Source organism: Geomonas sp., from assembly GCF_035254065.1.
Taxonomy (GTDB): Bacteria; Desulfobacterota; Desulfuromonadia; order Geobacterales; family Geobacteraceae; genus Geomonas.
Map to the genome: position 1 here is coordinate 14,969 of NZ_DATFBA010000004.1, position 16,347 is coordinate 31,315.

General features: G+C 63.3%; 15 protein-coding genes. 6 read left to right on the forward strand and 9 right to left on the reverse strand.

The annotated features are described in order from the left end of the window. Position 1 precedes the first annotated feature (1 nt). The 3 genes from VJ604_RS00190 (at position 2) to mobB (ending at position 2,015) form a co-directional block, all read left to right on the forward strand. On the forward strand, positions 2–463 hold the full coding sequence (locus VJ604_RS00190; protein WP_324079366.1) for a c-type cytochrome: 462 nt from the start codon (positions 2–4) through the stop codon (positions 461–463). A 259-nt stretch (positions 464–722) separates the two neighbouring features. Beyond that, positions 723–1,376: a cation efflux transmembrane domain-containing protein gene (locus VJ604_RS00195; RefSeq protein ID WP_324079367.1), complete on the forward strand. Its 654-nt coding sequence runs from the start codon at positions 723–725 to the stop codon at positions 1,374–1,376. A gap of 123 nt (positions 1,377–1,499) precedes the next feature. After that, positions 1,500–2,015: a molybdopterin-guanine dinucleotide biosynthesis protein B gene (mobB, locus tag VJ604_RS00200; protein WP_324079368.1), complete on the forward strand. Its 516-nt coding sequence runs from the start codon at positions 1,500–1,502 to the stop codon at positions 2,013–2,015. A 168-nt stretch (positions 2,016–2,183) separates the two neighbouring features. Here mobB and VJ604_RS00205 read toward each other — a convergent pair whose 3' ends face one another. The 9 genes from VJ604_RS00205 to VJ604_RS00245 form a co-directional block, all read right to left on the reverse strand. Next, positions 2,184–3,092, reverse strand: coding sequence for a hypothetical protein (locus tag VJ604_RS00205; RefSeq protein ID WP_324079369.1), 909 nt, complete (start codon positions 3,090–3,092; stop codon positions 2,184–2,186). Between the two features lie 42 nt (positions 3,093–3,134). After that, the gene (locus VJ604_RS00210; RefSeq protein WP_324079370.1) at positions 3,135–3,971 is read right to left on the reverse strand and encodes a response regulator; all 837 of its coding nucleotides are present in this window, start codon (positions 3,969–3,971) and stop codon (positions 3,135–3,137) included. 15 nt (positions 3,972–3,986) lie between these two features. After that, positions 3,987–8,192: a PocR ligand-binding domain-containing protein gene (locus VJ604_RS00215; protein ID WP_324079371.1), complete on the reverse strand. Its 4,206-nt coding sequence runs from the start codon at positions 8,190–8,192 to the stop codon at positions 3,987–3,989. Positions 8,193–8,446: 254 nt separating this feature from the next. Continuing rightward, a complete protein-coding gene (locus VJ604_RS00220; RefSeq protein WP_324079372.1) occupies positions 8,447–9,103 on the reverse strand; it encodes a hypothetical protein in 657 nt (218 codons plus the stop codon). 323 nt (positions 9,104–9,426) lie between these two features. Next, complete coding sequence (locus VJ604_RS00225) at positions 9,427–10,011, reverse strand: putative metallopeptidase (RefSeq protein WP_324079373.1); 585 nt, start codon at positions 10,009–10,011, stop codon at positions 9,427–9,429. Continuing rightward, positions 10,008–10,313, reverse strand: coding sequence for a cytochrome C (locus VJ604_RS00230; RefSeq protein ID WP_324079374.1), 306 nt, complete (start codon positions 10,311–10,313; stop codon positions 10,008–10,010). The genes VJ604_RS00225 and VJ604_RS00230 overlap by 4 nt, the downstream gene beginning before the upstream one ends. Positions 10,314–10,658: 345 nt before the next feature. Then, positions 10,659–11,435 carry an acyl-CoA dehydratase activase gene (locus tag VJ604_RS00235; RefSeq protein WP_324079375.1) on the reverse strand — a complete coding sequence of 259 codons (777 nt, stop codon included), beginning with the start codon at positions 11,433–11,435 and terminating at the stop codon, positions 10,659–10,661. A gap of 325 nt (positions 11,436–11,760) precedes the next feature. Beyond that, positions 11,761–12,741: a 2-hydroxyacyl-CoA dehydratase family protein gene (locus tag VJ604_RS00240; RefSeq protein WP_324079376.1), complete on the reverse strand. Its 981-nt coding sequence runs from the start codon at positions 12,739–12,741 to the stop codon at positions 11,761–11,763. A 7-nt stretch (positions 12,742–12,748) separates the two neighbouring features. Further along, the gene (locus VJ604_RS00245; RefSeq protein ID WP_324079377.1) at positions 12,749–13,087 is read right to left on the reverse strand and encodes a hypothetical protein; all 339 of its coding nucleotides are present in this window, start codon (positions 13,085–13,087) and stop codon (positions 12,749–12,751) included. Between the two features lie 167 nt (positions 13,088–13,254). Between VJ604_RS00245 and gcvT the strand changes: the two genes are divergently transcribed. The 3 genes from gcvT to gcvPA all read left to right on the forward strand — a co-directional run bounded on the left by gcvT (position 13,255) and on the right by gcvPA (position 16,321). Continuing rightward, on the forward strand, positions 13,255–14,349 hold the full coding sequence (gcvT, locus tag VJ604_RS00250; protein WP_324079378.1) for a glycine cleavage system aminomethyltransferase GcvT: 1,095 nt from the start codon (positions 13,255–13,257) through the stop codon (positions 14,347–14,349). Between the two features lie 254 nt (positions 14,350–14,603). After that, the gene (gcvH, locus tag VJ604_RS00255) at positions 14,604–14,978 is read left to right on the forward strand and encodes a glycine cleavage system protein GcvH (RefSeq protein ID WP_324079379.1); all 375 of its coding nucleotides are present in this window, start codon (positions 14,604–14,606) and stop codon (positions 14,976–14,978) included. Further along, complete coding sequence (gene gcvPA / locus VJ604_RS00260; RefSeq protein ID WP_324079380.1) at positions 14,978–16,321, forward strand: aminomethyl-transferring glycine dehydrogenase subunit GcvPA; 1,344 nt, start codon at positions 14,978–14,980, stop codon at positions 16,319–16,321. The genes gcvH and gcvPA overlap by 1 nt, the downstream gene beginning before the upstream one ends. Positions 16,322–16,347: the final 26 nt, after the last annotated feature.

Sequence of the window (16,347 nt, forward strand, 5' to 3'; positions counted from 1 at the left end):
CATGAAATCCCCTTCCCGCTGGATGCTTTTAATCGTCGCCGCGGCCCCGCTGCTCACGGCGGCGCTCTGGATGGACAACCAGCCCGTCTATAAACCGTTCCGCTCACCGGCGCTCCCCAAGCCGGAAGGAAGTGTGCCGGTCACCGGCACAGAAGGGAGCGAGCCGCTCTCCGGGCAGAAAAACCCGGTGCCAGCCAGCGAGTCATCCCTGGCACAGGGGAAGGTCCTCTTCGAGATAAACTGTGCCATGTGTCACGGCCCCACCTCTGCCAAGCGTGGCCCGGTCGGGCTGAAGCTCAACCCGCCCCCTCCCGCGCTCGACCACGAGATGGTGCAGGCCTTGGACGACTCCGTCATCTTCAACGCCGTGACCGCCGGTTTCGGCCGCATGCCCGCCTTCCGCAGCAAGCTGACCATCGAGGAGCGCTGGCACCTGATCAACTACCTGCGCACCCGCCAGTAGAGCGCTCCCCCCCAAAAAAAGCAATCCCCCCCTGCCCCCCTTTATCAAGGGGGGAGAGATGGCGCGCCCTCTCCCGAGGAGAGAGTGGTTAAGATTGGGCAGACCCGCTCCGCGGCGGCCCCCGCATCAGGTCTCCCCCTTGATAAAGGGGGGACAGGGGGGATTGCTTTTCGAAATTTGCCATGGTTGACTTGCCGGACGTGGAAGGGCTATATTCGGTTATCCCGATCCATGTCCTACCTCAACCGGCGGTTACTAAATGTCAGACCTTCCAACCAGAGAAAAACTCTACCGCGCGGCCTCCGCGCTCGCCTTTTTCACCATCGCCTACAACGTGCTGGAAGGGGTCGTCTCGACCTGGTTCGGCGCCGGCGACGAGTCGCTCGCCCTCTTCGGCTTCGGCCTCGACTCCTTCGTGGAGGTGATCTCCGGGGTGGGGATCTGGCACATGGTGCGGCGGCAGCGTGGCAACGCGGACCGGGACACCTTCGAACGCACCGCGCTCAGGATCACCGGCAGCGGCTTCTACCTGCTGGCCGCGGGCCTGGTCATCTCGGGCGGCCTCGACCTCTACCAGGGGCATGCCCCCACCACCACCTTCTGGGGGATCGTCATCTCCTGCATTTCCCTCCTTTCCATGTGGCTGCTGATGCGCTTGAAGGTGAAGGTGGGAACGGCGCTGGGGTCGCAGGCCATGCTGGCCGACGCCGCCTGCACCAGGGTCTGCCTCTACCTGTCGGCCATCCTGCTGCTTTCCAGCGCCGGCTACCAGTTGACCGGCATCGGCTGGCTCGACTCCGCCGGCGCGCTGGGAATCTCGTGGTTCTGCCTGAAGGAGGGTCGCGAGGCGTTCGGGAAGGCGCGGGGGGAATCGTGTGGATGCAGTTGCAGCTGCAAAGGGTCGGACCACTAAAGGCCGTCACCACAAAAGACACGAAAGACACGAAAAAAGCACGAAGGCCTTGGTACCTTTCGTGTATTTCGTGTCTTTCGTGGTTAAGGCTTTTATTCAAAACAGGTAAGGAGAATGGTTACTATGGCACAAACTAAGGCGGTTTCATTCGTGGCGAAATCGGGGACCGGCAAGACCACGCTGCTGGAGAAGGTGATCGTTGAGCTCAAGGCGCGCGGCTACCGGCTGGGCGTGGTCAAGCATGACGCCCACCGCTTCGATATCGACCACCCCGGCAAGGACAGCTACCGCCTCACCGCCGCCGGTGCGGACACCATGCTGATCTCCTCCCCGGAGAAGCTCGCCCTGGTGAAGAAACACCAGGAATCGCCCCCCATCGAGGAACTGATCGCCACCTACTTCGGCGATGTCGATATCGTGCTGACCGAGGGTTTCAAGAAGAGCGGCATGCCCAAGATCGAGCTGCACAGAGCGGAGAGGAGCGAGACCCTCCTTTGCCGGGGGGAGAATCATGATCCCACCCTGATCGCGGTGGCCAGCGATGAGCCGCTGGAGCTCGACGTGCCGGTGCTGGATCTCAACGACCCGGTAGAGGTGGCGGAGTTTATCGTCCGGTACTTCCTGGCGCCCGAAGGCTGAAAGCCAACCTTCCAGTCATCGATGAGCTGTCATACCCTCGCCCCTTGAGGGGAGAGGGTGGCCGAAGGCCGGGTGAGGGTGCCTCAACGTGCCGAGCAGTCCCGCCCTCACCCCTGCCCTCTCCCCCGAGGGGGCGAGGGAGAGTTGGACGGAGTCGGTGGAGGTCGGTTATTTTAACCCGAAGACCGGGATCTGCCGAATAGCCTCGGCGCGGTCCTCGGCGGAACCGCCCAGGTACACCAGGTTGATGATGAAGCCGGTGGTCTCGGCAAAGACGATGGCGCTCTCCACGACCCTCTCGTAATCCTCCTGCTCGACCGGCTGCCGCGACGGCAGGTAGATGATGGTGCGGTCGCTGTCGATCTCATGGAGGGCTAAGTAGACGCGTTTCCCCCCCTCATGCCGGATTCCGCAGATGTAGGCGGAGCATTTGTGGGGGATGCCGGTGCGATCGGTGCTGATCCGGATGGCGTTGATGGCGACCCGCAGCTCGATGATGTCGTCGGCAGAGGCGCAGGGAATGGCGCTCAGTGAGTGATCCGGCTGGAAGGTCACGTCAGCTTCGGTGGCCGCGGCTGACCTGCCCAGCCAGCCATCGGCCCCTTCCTCGACGGCTGCCGGCACTGAACTTATGGCTGCGGGTGCCGGTGCAGGCTGTGCGCGCGGGGCATCGACCGGGGCGGCCGGGACAGTGGCGGCGGCCGTCACGGCGCCGGTGGCGACCGGTGCAACTTCGGCCGCAATGGAAAGCACCTCGGCCTGCTGCGAGCCCCGCAGGCGCTCCAACTCCCCCTTGAGTCCCCTCACCTCCGCGGCGGCGGCAGCGGCTGCCGCCTCGGCTGTTTCCTTTTCACTGCGCACCTGCAAAAGCTCCGCGTTGCGCAAGGAGAGTTCCTCGTTGATCAGCGTGTATTCCGCGTGGAGCGCGTCGTAATCGTCCCGCAGGGTGGCGACCTCGCTTTCCAGGGCGGCCAGGCGCGCCGCGCGGGCATCGGTCAGTTCACCGCGCGCCGCGGCCAGTTCCGCTTCCAGAGCCGCGATGCGTCCGGCAATTTCTACTTCATTGACTGAGGACATGGGACCTCTCGGCACAATGGTCAAGGTTGATGGAGTGACGAGCTAACGCTGTGGGGATTCAGGCGCTTTCTCCAGCGCCTGCTTTACCCGGGAAACCACCCGGGTCGGCTGCACCGGCTTGGGGAGGAAGTCGAGGAATCCCGCCTCCAAGGCCCGCTGCTCCTCCTCGGCCCCCGACTTGGCGGTCAGAAGGATGAGCGGGATGCGGGCGGTATCCGGATTACCCTTGAGCGCCCGCAACAGGCCGAAGCCGTCCAGCCTCGGCATCACCGTGTCCGTGATGATCAGATCGGGCTTTTCCGCCACCGCCAGCTTCAGTCCCTCCAGCCCGTCGTGCCCCACCGACACCCGATACCCCTCCTTCTGCAGCACCCCCCTGATGATGGAGGCGATAGCCTGGGAATCGTCCACCACCAGGACCTTGGGCCCCGCGGGAGCGCCGGTCGACTCGGGGTACTTGGCCTCAATGGCCCCCTCGATGTCGGCGCGCCGCGCCAGGAAGGGAACTATCTTCAGCGAGGTCTTGCCGGCCAGGATCTCCAGGGTGTCGGTGTCGAAGGGATCGCTGATGGCGACCGCCAGCATGCCGTCCTTCTCCTTGAGCGGGAACACCAGGCGCTCGGCGGCGAACTCCGCCGGGATCAGGGCCAGCAGCTCGGGCGGGAAGTTGTAGGCGGTTATGTTGCTGACCGTCTTCAGGCAGAAGGCCTTCGAGATCGCCTCGATCCAGTGCTCCTCCTTCAAAACGCCCAGCTCGGCCAGCACCGCGCCCAGCCCCTTGCCGCTCTCCTTCTGCCGGGCCAGCGCCTTTTCCAGGGCGCTCGCGCTGATGATGCCGGCCCTGACCAGTGCCTCGCCGGCCTGCATGTGTGGCGTCATTACACTCTCCTTCTTTCATGCACCGGAACCGGGAGGGTTCCGGATCACCTCTGCGATGGTCTGCAGGGTCTGTTTGAAATCGATCGGTTTGCTGACGTAGCCGTCCATCCCCACCGCCAGGCACCTCCGCTCGCTCTCCTTGAAGGCGTGCGCGGTCATGGCGATGATGGGGATATGCCCCCCCTGTTCCCGCTCGCGCTGGCGGATGGCCGAGGTGGCCTCGAATCCGTTCATGGTGGGCATCTGCACGTCCATCAGGATCAGGTCGTAGCTTCCCTCCTCCGACATCTCCACCGCACCTTGGCCGCTGACGGCGAAGTCGACGCGGTAGCCTCTGCGCCGCAGCATCCTTCCCAGCAGGTCGCGGATGGTATGATCATCCTCCGCGACCAGCAGCCGCGGCATGCCGGCCTCCCCCACCTCCAGCACGGTGGCTGCGCTGGCGCCGCTCTGCTCGGCGATCCCCGCCCTTTCCTCTGCCGGCGCGGCAGCCTTGAAGGGGATGCTGCAGGTGAAGGTGCTCCCCTTGCCGTCCTCGCTGGTGAAGGAGATGGTCCCACCCATCCGCTCCACGATCCCCTTGCTGATCACCAGCCCGAGGCCGGTACCGCCGTAGGAACGGGAATGCGACTCGTCCACCTGGCTGAAGACCTGGAAGAGCAGGTGCTTCTTGTCCTCAGGGATGCCGATGCCGGTATCGGTCACGCTTAAGGTGACCTGCCACCCCCTCTGGCCCCTTGGTTCCGCGGACATCCTGATCTCCACCTTTCCCTGGTCGCAGAACTTGACCGCGTTGCTGGCCAGGTTGGTGACCACCTGGCTCAGCCGGGTCTGATCCCCCAGCAGCAGGTCGGGCACCCGGCCGTCCAGCTGCAGGTCGAGTTCCAGCCCCTTGCTGCGGGCCGCCGGCAGCAGCAGGTGAACGGTGTGCTCCAGGCACTTCCTGATGGAGAACGGCTGCACCTCGATGGAAACCTTGTCCATCTCCATCCGGGTCAGGTCGAGGATGTCGTTGAGGATCCTCACCAGGGAACTGGCCGACCTGTGGGCCGCCGCGATGCATTCCCGCTGGTCCTTGTCGAGATCGCCGGCGAGGGTGAGGTCGAGCATGCCGAGCACACCGGTCATCGGCGTCCTGAGCTCGTGGCTCATGTTGGCGAGGAACTGGCTCTTGGCCCGGGTCGCCGCCTCGGCCACCTCCTTGGCCTGGCGCAACTCGGCCTCTCTCTGCTTGCGCCGGGTGACGTTGCGAACCACGCTGATCAGCAGGCGGGTCTCGCCGATGGTGGCCGCCTGGCTGCTGACCTCTACCGGGAAGCTGCTGCCATCCTTCCTGAGGTGGACGGTCTCGAAAGAAAGGCCGCCCGAGTCCGCCTCCTCCATCTGGGCGGTTATCTCCTGCGTCCCCCCCGCCCCCCGCAGGTCGCCTATGGTGAGCGATAAAAGCTCCTCATGGCTGTACCCGTAGCTCTTCACCGCCGCGGCGTTGGCCTCGATGATGCGGCCGTCGTCGCGCCCCACGAACAGGATGATGTCCCTGCTGTTTTGGGCCAGAAGCTCGTAGCGGCGCTGGATCTCCTCGGCCGTTTTCACCGACTGCATGAGCTGGTCGCGCTCGGCTAAAGAGCGGGCGAGCTTGAGGTTGCTGTAGCTTAGCTGGGAGATGCCGTCGGCGAGCTTGGTGAAGAAGCTCATGCTGGTGTTGAGGGTCTCCCTGGTCAGCCGCGGCACCGCCGAGATGGCCGCGAGGTAGCGCTCCTCGTCGAAGCCGTAGCGCGTGGCCTGGGAGCGGAACAGCTGGTAATCCACCGGCTCGTCCTCGAAGAAGAACTGCCCCATGAAGAGGTTGCCGAACACCCGGCCGCCGATCATCACCGGGGTCGCCACATCCCACATGTTGTTCTTGCACTTGTAGATCTTGTACTGGCCCGGCGCCACCCCTGCGCAGAGCAGGGTATCGCTCTCCAGGCAGTTGCGGCTCGCCTCGGGATGCGCCCGGTGGAACTCGGTGCAGGCAGGCTGCCAGCCGGTGCCCACCAGGACCTTCCCCTTGATGTCCAAAAGGCCCATGGGGAGGCGGGTCAGCTTGTAGAAGTCGTCCATCAGCGACTGCAGTCCTGCCACGTCCAGGATGTCGCCCAGCTCCAGGTTGCCGAGTTCACCCTCCGGGGAGAGGATGCTCTTCAGCTTCAGCCGGACCCGCTGCTCGCTCTTCTTGAGGGCCTCTTCCATCTGCTTGCGGACGGTGATGTCGATGAAGGTCACCACCACGCCGTCGATGCGGCCGTCCTTGGTCCAGTAGGGGACCAGACGCTTGAGAAAACAGCGCTCCCCGTCCAGGGTCTCCACCTCCCGCTCGGAAAAGGGCTCTCCGCCCAGCACCGAGCGGGCGTCCTTTTGGAAGGAGGGCCAGTCGATCTTGCCGGCGATGTGGCGGAAGGGGCGGCCGAGGTCGGAGCTGATCAGGTTGAAGAGCGAGGCGAAGGCCGGGGTGAACCCCTTGATGTTGAGCCGGGTGTCCAGGAACAGGGTCGCAGTGGCCGAGCTGGTGAGGAGGTTCTCCATGTCGGCGTTGGCCTGGTTCAACTCCTCCACCGTCCCCTGCAGCTCGGCGTTCAGGGTGGTGAGCTCCTCGTTGAGGGCCTGCAGCTCTTCCTTCGAGGTCTCCAGCTCCTCGTTGGTCGACTGCAGCTCCTCGTTGGCGGACTGGAACTCTTCGTTGATGGAAAACAGCTCTTCGTTGGCGGAGAGGAAGCCGTCGTGGCAGGCCTCCAGCTGTTCCGTGGTGGCCTGCAGCTGCTCGTGGGTGATCCGCAGCTGCTCTTCGAGGTGGCGCACCAGTTGCGCGTTGTCCCCCTCCTGCCCCTCGGCGCCCACGACCGGCGAGCCCGCGCTCACCGGAGCGGGAGGGGGGAGGGCCGGCTGGAACACCACCAGCGCCAGCCTCCCGGCCGCCTGGGGGGCCTCGACCGGTTCCACCACCACGTTGACGGCGACCTCCGCCCCCTCCTCGACGAAGCGCACCCCCTTGAACTCCACCCGGTGCTGGTCGCTGAAGGCCTTGAAGATGGCGGCCCGCAGGGCGGGGCGCAGTTCGGCCCTGGCCATGCGCAGGATGTCGCGGGTCGCCTTGCCGCTGGGGACCTCCAGGAGCCCCTTGGTCGGCGAGCAGACGTGCACCACCTCGTACTTCTCGTTCACCATCACCGAGGGGGGAGCAAAGCGCTGCACCAGCAGCCTCTCCGCCAGCACGCCGGGATCGGCCTCCTGGCTGGCGGCCGGTTTGGCAAGGCGGGTGAGCTGGGAGCGGACCGGCAGCGCGGCCGGGTAGCTGAAGGGGGCCTCGCTCCTTTTCACCCCCGGCTGGCGCTGGAAGATCTTCCATTTCTTGTCCAGCGCCGAGAACAGTTCGGGAGCCCGCTCCACGCTCTCCGCCGCCCCCAGGAAGAGGATCCCCCCCGGCCTAAGCGACTGGTGGAACAGGGCGATCAGCCGCCTCTGCATGTCGGGGTTCAGGTAGATGAGGAAGTTACGGCAGACCAGCAGGTCCAGCCGCGAGAAGGGGGGATCCTTGACCACGCTGTGGTGGGCGAAGACCACCATTTCCCTGAGCGCCTTCACCACCTGGAAATGCCCCTCGTGGGGGGTGAAGAAATGGGCCAGCCGCTCGCCCCCCACCTGCTCGGCGACCGCCCGCTCGTAGATGCCGCTTCTGGCCTGGGCGATGGCCTCTTCGTCGATGTCGGTGGCGAAGATCAGCACCTTGGCGTCCAGCCGCTGCTCCTCCAGGTATTCCCGGACCAGCATGGCGGTGGAGTAGACCTCCTCGCCGGTCGCGCAGCAGCTATGCCAGATGCGCACCGGCACCTCCGGCTGGCAGCCGGTGAACAGCCTGGGGATCACCTGGTGCTTGAGCACCGAAAAGGCCTCGGGGTCGCGGAAGAAGCCGGTGACACCGATCATGATGTCCTGGCTGAGCGCGCGCGCCTCCAGTTCGTTTCCCCGAACCAGGGCAAGGTACTGGCCGATGCTTCCCGCATCGTTGACCGCCATGCGGTGCTCGATGCGGCGGGTGATGGTGTTGGTCTTGTAGGAGCTGAAATCGTGGCCGGTGGCTTTTCTGACCAGCTCGAGGATGGCGGCCAGTTCAGGCTCGCAGAGAGTGGACCGGTCGGTGTCATGGGAAGGGGATTTCGTGTCAGCTTCGTTCTTCGCGCTCATCGTCGCTCCCGGCTAACCGAATACAGGACGTTGCTATCCTACCAATAACATCACAATCAATGCGCGGACTACTGACTGCAAGAGGCACAGAAGTCCTCAAAACTGGATCAAGGGACGCCAAAAGAATGCTGGAATAGAGCGGGCGGGAAGTATAGCACAACCTGAAGTAATTATGTGAGCTTTTTCGTTGGCAGACGGTGGGAATAGAGGCGGAAAAGAATTATAGCAAGAGGGGAGAGCGCAGCAGAGTATGATTACGACTGCAGCTCTTTGCCAATAAAGCGCTGCACGCCGCGCAGCATGTCATCAACGTCGGCGGTCTTGTACTTGTCCCCCTGACAGTGCAGGAAGTCTTCCTTCATGTAGCACAAGTCCTTTATCCTCTGATGGGTGCCGACCTGGTAGGCTCTTGCCGCGTAGAGCGCCTCGTTCATCTGCTCGATGCTCCCCTCGGCGATCCCCTTCCTGCCGCACAGGTAGCGGAGCGCGTGCTCCAGGAGCACCGAGGCAAGGATGCAGGCGGTCTCCTTCTCTCCCCGACGCAGCAATTCCGAACAGCGCCCGGCCAGAAACTCCAGCACGGCATGATCCAAGAAGAGCCGGATCTGGGACAGCCCCCCCTTCTCGTACTCCTCCCGGGCGGAGAGGAAGACGGCCCGGCAGTTGTCGAAGCTTTCCTTGTAGACGATGTTGATGATCTTGGAGTAGATAGCGTTGAAGTTTCGGTAATAACTGCTCTTTTCGCCGAACACCTTCTGCAGGAGGTCGAGGGCCGAGGTCGCCCACTCCTGGAACTTCTTGGAGTCGACGGTGGCGGCGATGTCGGTCACCTGCTGGGACGCGTTGACCTTCTTGGCCTTGTCGGTCAACTCGTCGAACTTCTGGATGATGGCGGTATCGAGCTTCAGCATGATCGGCGCCTCTTCGGCGTAGCGGTCGGCGTTAAGGGCGTTAAGGGGACAGGCACCTGCGGAGCCAGTCCCCGGCAGTGCGGGCAGCTAAGTACCTGTCAACACTATAGCACACAGGGGGAAAGTCAAGAATACATCAATCCTGCTCCCTCACATCTCATACCCTCGCCCCTTCAGGGCAAGCTCCTCACCACTCAGCCCTCGCCCCTTCAGGGGTGAGGGTGGCCGAAGGCCGGGTGAGGGTTGCCCCGCAATGCCAATGGTAGTGCCAATGGGGCGAGGGGACGTATTTCAGGAGAGGGAACGTCCGAGCAGGGAGATGATTACCCTGCGGGGCTTACACTGATGCGGGGGGCGGGGAGGCGGCGGGCCACGATGGCGCGGTGACGGCGCCTGAGCTCGGCCAGGTTTCCTTCCAAGAAGAGCATGGCGGAGGGGTCGGGGAGCTGGTCGAGGTAGGCGTCCACCAGCCTCCCCATCAGCGCGTTGTAAGCCTTGGTGGAGGAGCCGTGGGCGTAGTTGCGGCCGGGAAAGCGCCTGATGTCGCCGTCGAAGGCGGGGGAGATGTGGTAGAGCTCGTGGAAGACGGTGATCAGCTTTTCCCGGGTGGAGAGTTCCAGGAAACGGGGGACCAGGAAGTAGATCACGTAGAGGATCTCCTCCCCCTGGTGCATGATGGTGGGCATGGTGCAGAGCACGGCTCTGCGGCCGCGCCTGCGTCTGACCGACTTCTCCCCGCCCTCGAAGCGCAGGGGATGGATCTTGGCGAGGCTTCCCCCCGGGCTGGGACGCCCGGAGGAAACGCAGACCAGGAGCTTTTCAGTGGCTACGTGGTGGAACTCCGGGGTGCGGGCGACGATATCGCGGATCAGCCGCTCCAGCTCCCCGGTCAGGTTCAGCGTGGTCACTTCTGCTGGACTCCGGCGGCCTTGAGTTTGTGGCAGAACAGGCAGCGCATCGGACCGCCCTGGGGCTTGACCGGGTGCTTGGCCGGGAAGGGGACGCCGCCGGGGCCTTCGAAGTGGCAGGCGGGGCAACCCTTGTCAGCTTCCATCTTGCTCTGGGTCTTGTTGAACAGGTCGTAGGAGGCCTGGTGGGTGGCGTCCAGCGGTACCCGCTTGGTCTTCTCCTCGCCGGAGATCGCCCAGAAAATGGCGACCACCGCGACAATGATGGCAACGAACAACCAATCCTTCTTGCTGACGCGCATGACTTCCTCCGCAAAATAAACTTTCGGGAGGTTACCCGCGCGAGGAGCAAAATTCAAGAAAAATCAGGAGCCACGGCCAAACCACTACCCTCCCCCGGGTCCCCTCGCCACCGAACCTCCCCCGCCGAAGGAGGTTCGGTGGAGGAGCTTTCAATCCCCTCTCCCGAAGGGGGAGGGTTAGGGAGGGGGAACTGCCGCTGCAATCGCTGACGGTGCTTCATCCCTGTGCCTGCAGAGCTCCCCCTACCCAGCCTCACCCCGTTCGGGGGGAGGAGCTTTATTGGGGCGAGGGGGTGTTGATGGAAGCTTGCTGGAGCGGGGTTGCTGAAGGAAACGTGAATGGGGCTAGGAAAGCGAGGCGCAGCCGATGGCGCCGTTGTGCTGGGGATGTGCGGGGATGACCACGTCCATCCCGCAGTCGGCGGAGAGAAGCGTTACCATGGCGCGGTTGAGCGCGACGCCGCCGGTGATGACCAGCTTCTTGGAGGGAAACCGCTTGAGCATCGGCATCACCCGCTTCACCAGGGTGAGGTTGACCCCGGCACAGAGCCGGGAAAGGGGATAGCCGCGCAGGATCTGGCCGATCAGCTCGCTCTCGCCGAAGATGCCGCAGGTGGCATCCAGCGCGATCGGGTCCTCGGCATGCGAGGAGAGCTCATCGAGGGAGACTTCCAAGACGGCGGCCATGTTCTCCAGGTAGCGCCCGCTGGAAGCGGCACACTTGTCGTTCATGACGAAGTCCACCATCCTGCCGGCCACCACCTGGGCCACCTTGGTGTCCTGCCCTCCCATGTCCAGGAGGGTGAAGTCGGCCAGGCCGGTCTGGGTGCGGGCGCCGGCCACGTGGGCCTTGATCTCCGAGATGACCCGCGCGCCGTGCAGGTTGATGCTGTTGCGGCCGTAGCCGGTCACCGTGATCGCCGCCTGGGCCAACTCTTCAGGCGTGAAGATGCCGCTTCCGGCGAGGTCCAGCGACAGCTCGTCACCGACCATGCTGCCGTACTTCTTATAAAAGGCGATGGTATCGAGATCGGCAAGCCTGAGGATGTCGCGCTCCCGCATGAGGGCGAACTTCGCCTTCCTGCTCCCAAGATCGATCCCTATCTTTAGCGTTTCAGTCACGTCCATTCTCTCTTTCGAACTTGATGCATCTGGCGCAGATCCCATGGCCGTTTGCCCTGAGCCTGTCGAAGGGTGTGAAACTCATATTGCTTGTTCTGGCGAAAGAAGTTGGCAGCGGGTCCTTCGACAAGCTCAGGACGAACGGCCCAACTTGCTCCTTTCATCTTTCTTGCGTGATCTCACAAGCATGCCTTTATTTACCGCAGCTGCTTGCCAACAGTTATAGCCAATGTACTATTTTCAAGCTGAGAACATGGTGGCTGACAGAAGATGCGAAGGCTCTGTGTGAGAGTTCCGGCCGAGAGTACGGCCGGAAGCGTTAACACTACCGGTCCTCCAAAAGCTCCAGAAAGCCTTCGATCCTGATCTTGGTCCTGGCGTCGACATCCCCCGGTTTGTCCCCCTCCAGTGTCAGGATGGGGACCCCGATGCTTTTCCTGAGTACCATGTCCTCGATCTGCCTGAAGCAAAACGACTGGACGTAGTGTATGACGCCGTCCACCCTGCGCGCCTCGATCTCCCGGGAGATGTCCTCGATGCGGTGGAAGATGTCGTAGGGATAGGTGTAGGCGAGGTACTGCTCCACCAGGTCATCGATCCCGTAGGGCATGGAAAACTGACGCTGGGTCTCGTTGAACACCACCCGCGCGCCCAGCCTCTCCAGGAAACCGTACAACCCGGTGAGGATGGGGGGGACGCCGAGGTAGGCAAGCCTGATGCGCTCCTTGCGCGCGGGCCTAAGCGAGGCCTCGGCGAGAAAGGCGTCCACCTCCGCCTCGAAGGCGTCCGGGTCGCCGTTCAGGTCGGAGGTGCAGACCTGGAAGTAGTGGTCCTCCTCGCCGGTCACCTGGTCCAGCTCCCAGCAGCGCCGGTCGATCTCGTGCACCTTGGCCCGGATCCGGTCCAGCCGCCTCTTGGCCTGATTCACCTCGTCCCAGCCTACGCCGAGATGGCTCATCAGCTTCTCGATCTCCATCCGAAGGGCTGCCGCGTCGCGGGCGGCAGGATAGGCGAAGGAATAGACGCGCACCCCCTGCAGGGAGAGCACCTCCATGAGCGCCTTGGTATAGCTGCAGTCCCCCTCGGTTACCGCGATCATCTCGGTGACGCCGCTGACCAAGACCGAGCTGTAGATCCCCTTGATCCAGGCGCAGACGTTCCTCGGGAAACCGGCCAGTTCGGCGTCATCGATCAGCAGCTGACTGTTGGGATGGGTGATGAAGATGTTGTTGAGGTCGACCGGGATAACGCCTGCCGCGACCAGCACCTCAACGGGGATGGTGGAGGTAAAGCCTACTCTCTGCAAAATCGGGTTACTCCGTCTTTATGAAGTAGAGATAGATGATAAAGGCGCCGATGGCCAAACCGCCGAAAGCGAACGGGATTGTGGTACTCACCGAAAGGTTGTCTCCTTCGGCAGGCATGGTGTACCTGATCAGGAGCAGGATGGAGATGGCGGCGAACAGGCTGCTCAGCACGAATTTCGACCGCTTCACCACGGCATAGAAGGCCAGCACCAGGAAGGCGCCCACGATGTAGGGGTTGGAGATGGCGCTCTTCACGGTGAGGTGCCGCAAAAAGTCCATGATGTTTGCGGTCTCGAACGGTGTGAGGGTTTCTACCGTCTTCTCCACCAAACGCGATGTATCCATGTCTTCCTCCAGAGTCCGTATAAGAGTATAGAGATATCCCGTTTTTGGCAAGAAGTTATAGCTAGTTGCCATGGCCGGCAAAAAGGTGCCGGCGCCGATGAAATTCTGTTTACAGCAGTCTGAATTTTTCCTAAAGTGAGCTGCCCGTTCTTTCCAAGGAGGAACCAATGACCGAAGACCTGAAAGCCACCCCTCTGCGCGCGCAGCACGAGGCGCTGAAAGCTCTGATGGCACCCTTTGGCGGCTGGCTGATGCCGATCCAGTACGAAGGGATCATTGCCGAGCACAAGTGGTGCCGGGAGCAGGCCGCCCTCTTCGACATCTGCCACATGGGAGAGTTCCTCTTCCAGGGGGACATCGAGGGGGACGGGTTGGAGAACGTGTTCACCTTCTCGGTGAAGACGATCCCGGTCGGGCGCTCCCGTTACGGTTTCCTGCTCAATGAAAAAGGGGGGGTGATCGACGACCTGATCGTCTTCCGGCTGGCCGAGAACGAGGTGATGATCGTGGTGAACGCCGCCACCACCACTAACGACTTCTCCGTGATCCGCTCCCGGCTGAAGCCCGGCGCCAAGCTCACCGACATCTCGGCGCAGACCGGGAAGGTCGACCTGCAGGGACCGCTCTCCCGCGAGATCCTGGTGGAGCACTTCGGCCCCCAGATCGGCGAGATACCCTTCTTCAAATTCATCAAGACCACCATCTTGGGCGTCGACGCCCTGGTTAGCCGCACCGGCTACACCGGCGAGCTCGGCTACGAGATCTTCATCCCCTCCTCCAAGATCCCCGAACTCTGGGAGCTCCTGCTCAAGGACCCGCGGGTGAAGCCGGCCGGACTGGGTGCGCGCGACCTGCTCAGGCTGGAAGTCGGCTACTCGCTCTACGGTAACGACCTCGACGAGACCACCACGCCTCTTTCCGCCGGCCTGATGTCCTTCGTCAACCTGGAGAAGGAGTTCATCGGCAAAAAGGCGCTGATCGCCGAGCAGCAGCAGGGGCCCGCCCGGGTAAAGATCGCCTTCAAGGCCACCTCGCGCCGCTCCCCCCGCCACCACTACCAGATCTTCGCCGAGGGGAACGAGGTCGGCACGGTGACCAGCGGGGCCTTCTCTCCCATGCTGAGCTGCGGGATCGGGCTGGGACTGGTGAAGCCGGAGGCGGCGGCGCTCGGCACCAAGCTCTCCATCAAGCACGAGAAGGTCGAGATGGAAGCCGAGGTGGTCGAACTTCCCTTCTACTCCGGCGGCTCGCTCCGCTCGTAATCGGCTGATCACTCACCATCTTCCGCTCAGCCAACTTCTCCCTCTCCTTCAAGGAGAGGGTCGGGGTGAGGATGGGGTACCAAGCCGAACGCCCCCATCCTCATCCTGTCCTGCTCCTTGAAGGAGAAGGGACCCTTTGCGGAAGATCATCGCCCAATTGGGCGAGTCCAACGTTATGGTGGGCGGTGCCCACCCTGCAAAATCAGCGCGACAATTGATCACATTTTTTCACCCTATCTTCCCGGAGGTTCAAGATGGCAAAGCACTACACCAAGGAGCATGAATGGGTTTCGGTCGAGGGGGCGGTCGCTACGGTCGGCATCAGCGAGCACGCCGCGCACGAGCTGGGGGACATCACCTTCGTTGAGCTTCCCCAGGTCGGCAAAACGGTGAAGCAGTTCGACACCCTGGCGGGGATCGAGTCGGTCAAGGCTGCCAGCGACATCTACGCGCCGATCTCCGGGAAGGTCGTCGAGGTCAACTCGAAGCTCGAGGACGCGCCGGAGCTGGTCAACGAGAGCGCCGAGGAGTCCGGCTGGATCTGCAAGTTGCAGGCGACCGATGTTGCCGAGCTCGGTTCGCTTTTGGACGCCGCCGCCTACGCCGAATTCGTCAAGGGACAAAGCTGATGGGTTACTGCCCCAATACTCCGGAGGAGATCCAGGAGATGCTGGCGGTGATCGGCGCCAAGAGCATCGACGAGCTGTTCTCCTCCATCCCTGCTGCGCTCAGGGCCAAGTCCTTCGACCTTCCCGAGGGGATGTCGGAACTGGAGCTCATGCGGCTCATGCAGGAAAAGGCGGCCTCGGGCGGCACTGACATCGTATCCTTCATCGGAGGGGGACTCTACGACCACTTCATCCCCGCCGCCGTCGACCACCTCTCCTGCCGTGCCGAGTTCTACACCGCCTACACCCCGTACCAGCCGGAATGCGCCCAGGGTACCCTGCAGGCCCTCTACGAATACCAGTCGGCCATCTGCCGGCTGACGCGGCTGGAGTCGTCCAACGCCTCGCTCTACGACGGCGGCACGGCACTGGCCGAGGCGGCGCTGATGGCGATGAGGGTCACCGGGCGCCACGCAGTAGTGCTCGACAGGTCGGTGAACCCGCTGCACCGGGAGGTCGTGCAGGGATACCTCGCCAACCTGTCGGACAAGGTGGTGGAGGTCAATCCCAACGGCTGCAGCTCCGACCTGGACGCCCTGATGGCGGCCATCGACGACGAGACCGCCGCCGTCATCGTGCAAAACCCCAACTTCTTCGGCAGCGTCCACGATTTCACGGCGCTGGCGGCCAAGGCGCACGAGCACGAGGCGCTCTTGATCGTATCCTGCTACCCGATCGCGCTGGGGCTCGTCAAGTCTCCCGGGGAGATGGGGGCCGACATCGCGGTGGGCGAGGGGCAGAGCCTGGGTAACAAGCTCTCCTTCGGCGGCCCCTATTTCGGCTTCATCGCCACCAGGAAGCGCTTCATCAGGAACCTCCCCGGGCGCATCGTGGGTGAGACCGTCGACAAGAACGGGGAGCGCGGCTACGTGCTCACCCTGCAGGCGCGCGAGCAGCACATCAAGAGGCAGAAGGCCACTTCCAACATCTGCAGCAACCAGAGCCTCTGCGCGCTCAGAGGACTGATGTTCACCGCCGCCCTCGGCAAGAAAGGGTTCGAGGCGCTCGCCGCCCTCAACTACGACAAGGCGCAGTACGCGAGCTCCGAGCTGATCGGCATCAACGGGGTGAGCGTGCTCAACGAGGGGGCGACCTTCAACGAGTTCACCATCACGCTGCCGAAACCGGCCGCCGAAGTGGTCGCCAAACTGCTCGCCGCGGGCGTCGCCGCCGGGGTACCGCTGGCCGACTACTACCCCGACCTGGGCATGGAGAACGCCCTGGTGGTGACGGTTACCGAGAAGAGGACCAAGGCGGAGATCGACCGGCTGGTGGCTCTTTTGAAGGAGGCCCTATGGAGCTGATCTACGAGAAATCCGTTGCCGGCCGC

Coding starts and splice junctions, on each gene's coding strand:
- VJ604_RS00245 (WP_324079377.1), bottom strand. CDS start 13,087: ATGGATACATCGCGTTTGGTGGAGAAGACGGTAGAAACCCTCACACCG.
- VJ604_RS00210 (WP_324079370.1), bottom strand. CDS start 3,971: ATGACGCCACACATGCAGGCCGGCGAGGCACTGGTCAGGGCCGGCATC.
- VJ604_RS00215 (WP_324079371.1), bottom strand. CDS start 8,192: ATGAGCGCGAAGAACGAAGCTGACACGAAATCCCCTTCCCATGACACC.
- gcvPA (WP_324079380.1), top strand. CDS start 14,978: ATGGGTTACTGCCCCAATACTCCGGAGGAGATCCAGGAGATGCTGGCG.
- VJ604_RS00230 (WP_324079374.1), bottom strand. CDS start 10,313: ATGCGCGTCAGCAAGAAGGATTGGTTGTTCGTTGCCATCATTGTCGCG.
- VJ604_RS00190 (WP_324079366.1), top strand. CDS start 2: ATGAAATCCCCTTCCCGCTGGATGCTTTTAATCGTCGCCGCGGCCCCG.
- VJ604_RS00195 (WP_324079367.1), top strand. CDS start 723: ATGTCAGACCTTCCAACCAGAGAAAAACTCTACCGCGCGGCCTCCGCG.
- mobB (WP_324079368.1), top strand. CDS start 1,500: ATGGCACAAACTAAGGCGGTTTCATTCGTGGCGAAATCGGGGACCGGC.
- gcvH (WP_324079379.1), top strand. CDS start 14,604: ATGGCAAAGCACTACACCAAGGAGCATGAATGGGTTTCGGTCGAGGGG.
- gcvT (WP_324079378.1), top strand. CDS start 13,255: ATGACCGAAGACCTGAAAGCCACCCCTCTGCGCGCGCAGCACGAGGCG.
- VJ604_RS00220 (WP_324079372.1), bottom strand. CDS start 9,103: ATGCTGAAGCTCGATACCGCCATCATCCAGAAGTTCGACGAGTTGACC.
- VJ604_RS00205 (WP_324079369.1), bottom strand. CDS start 3,092: ATGTCCTCAGTCAATGAAGTAGAAATTGCCGGACGCATCGCGGCTCTG.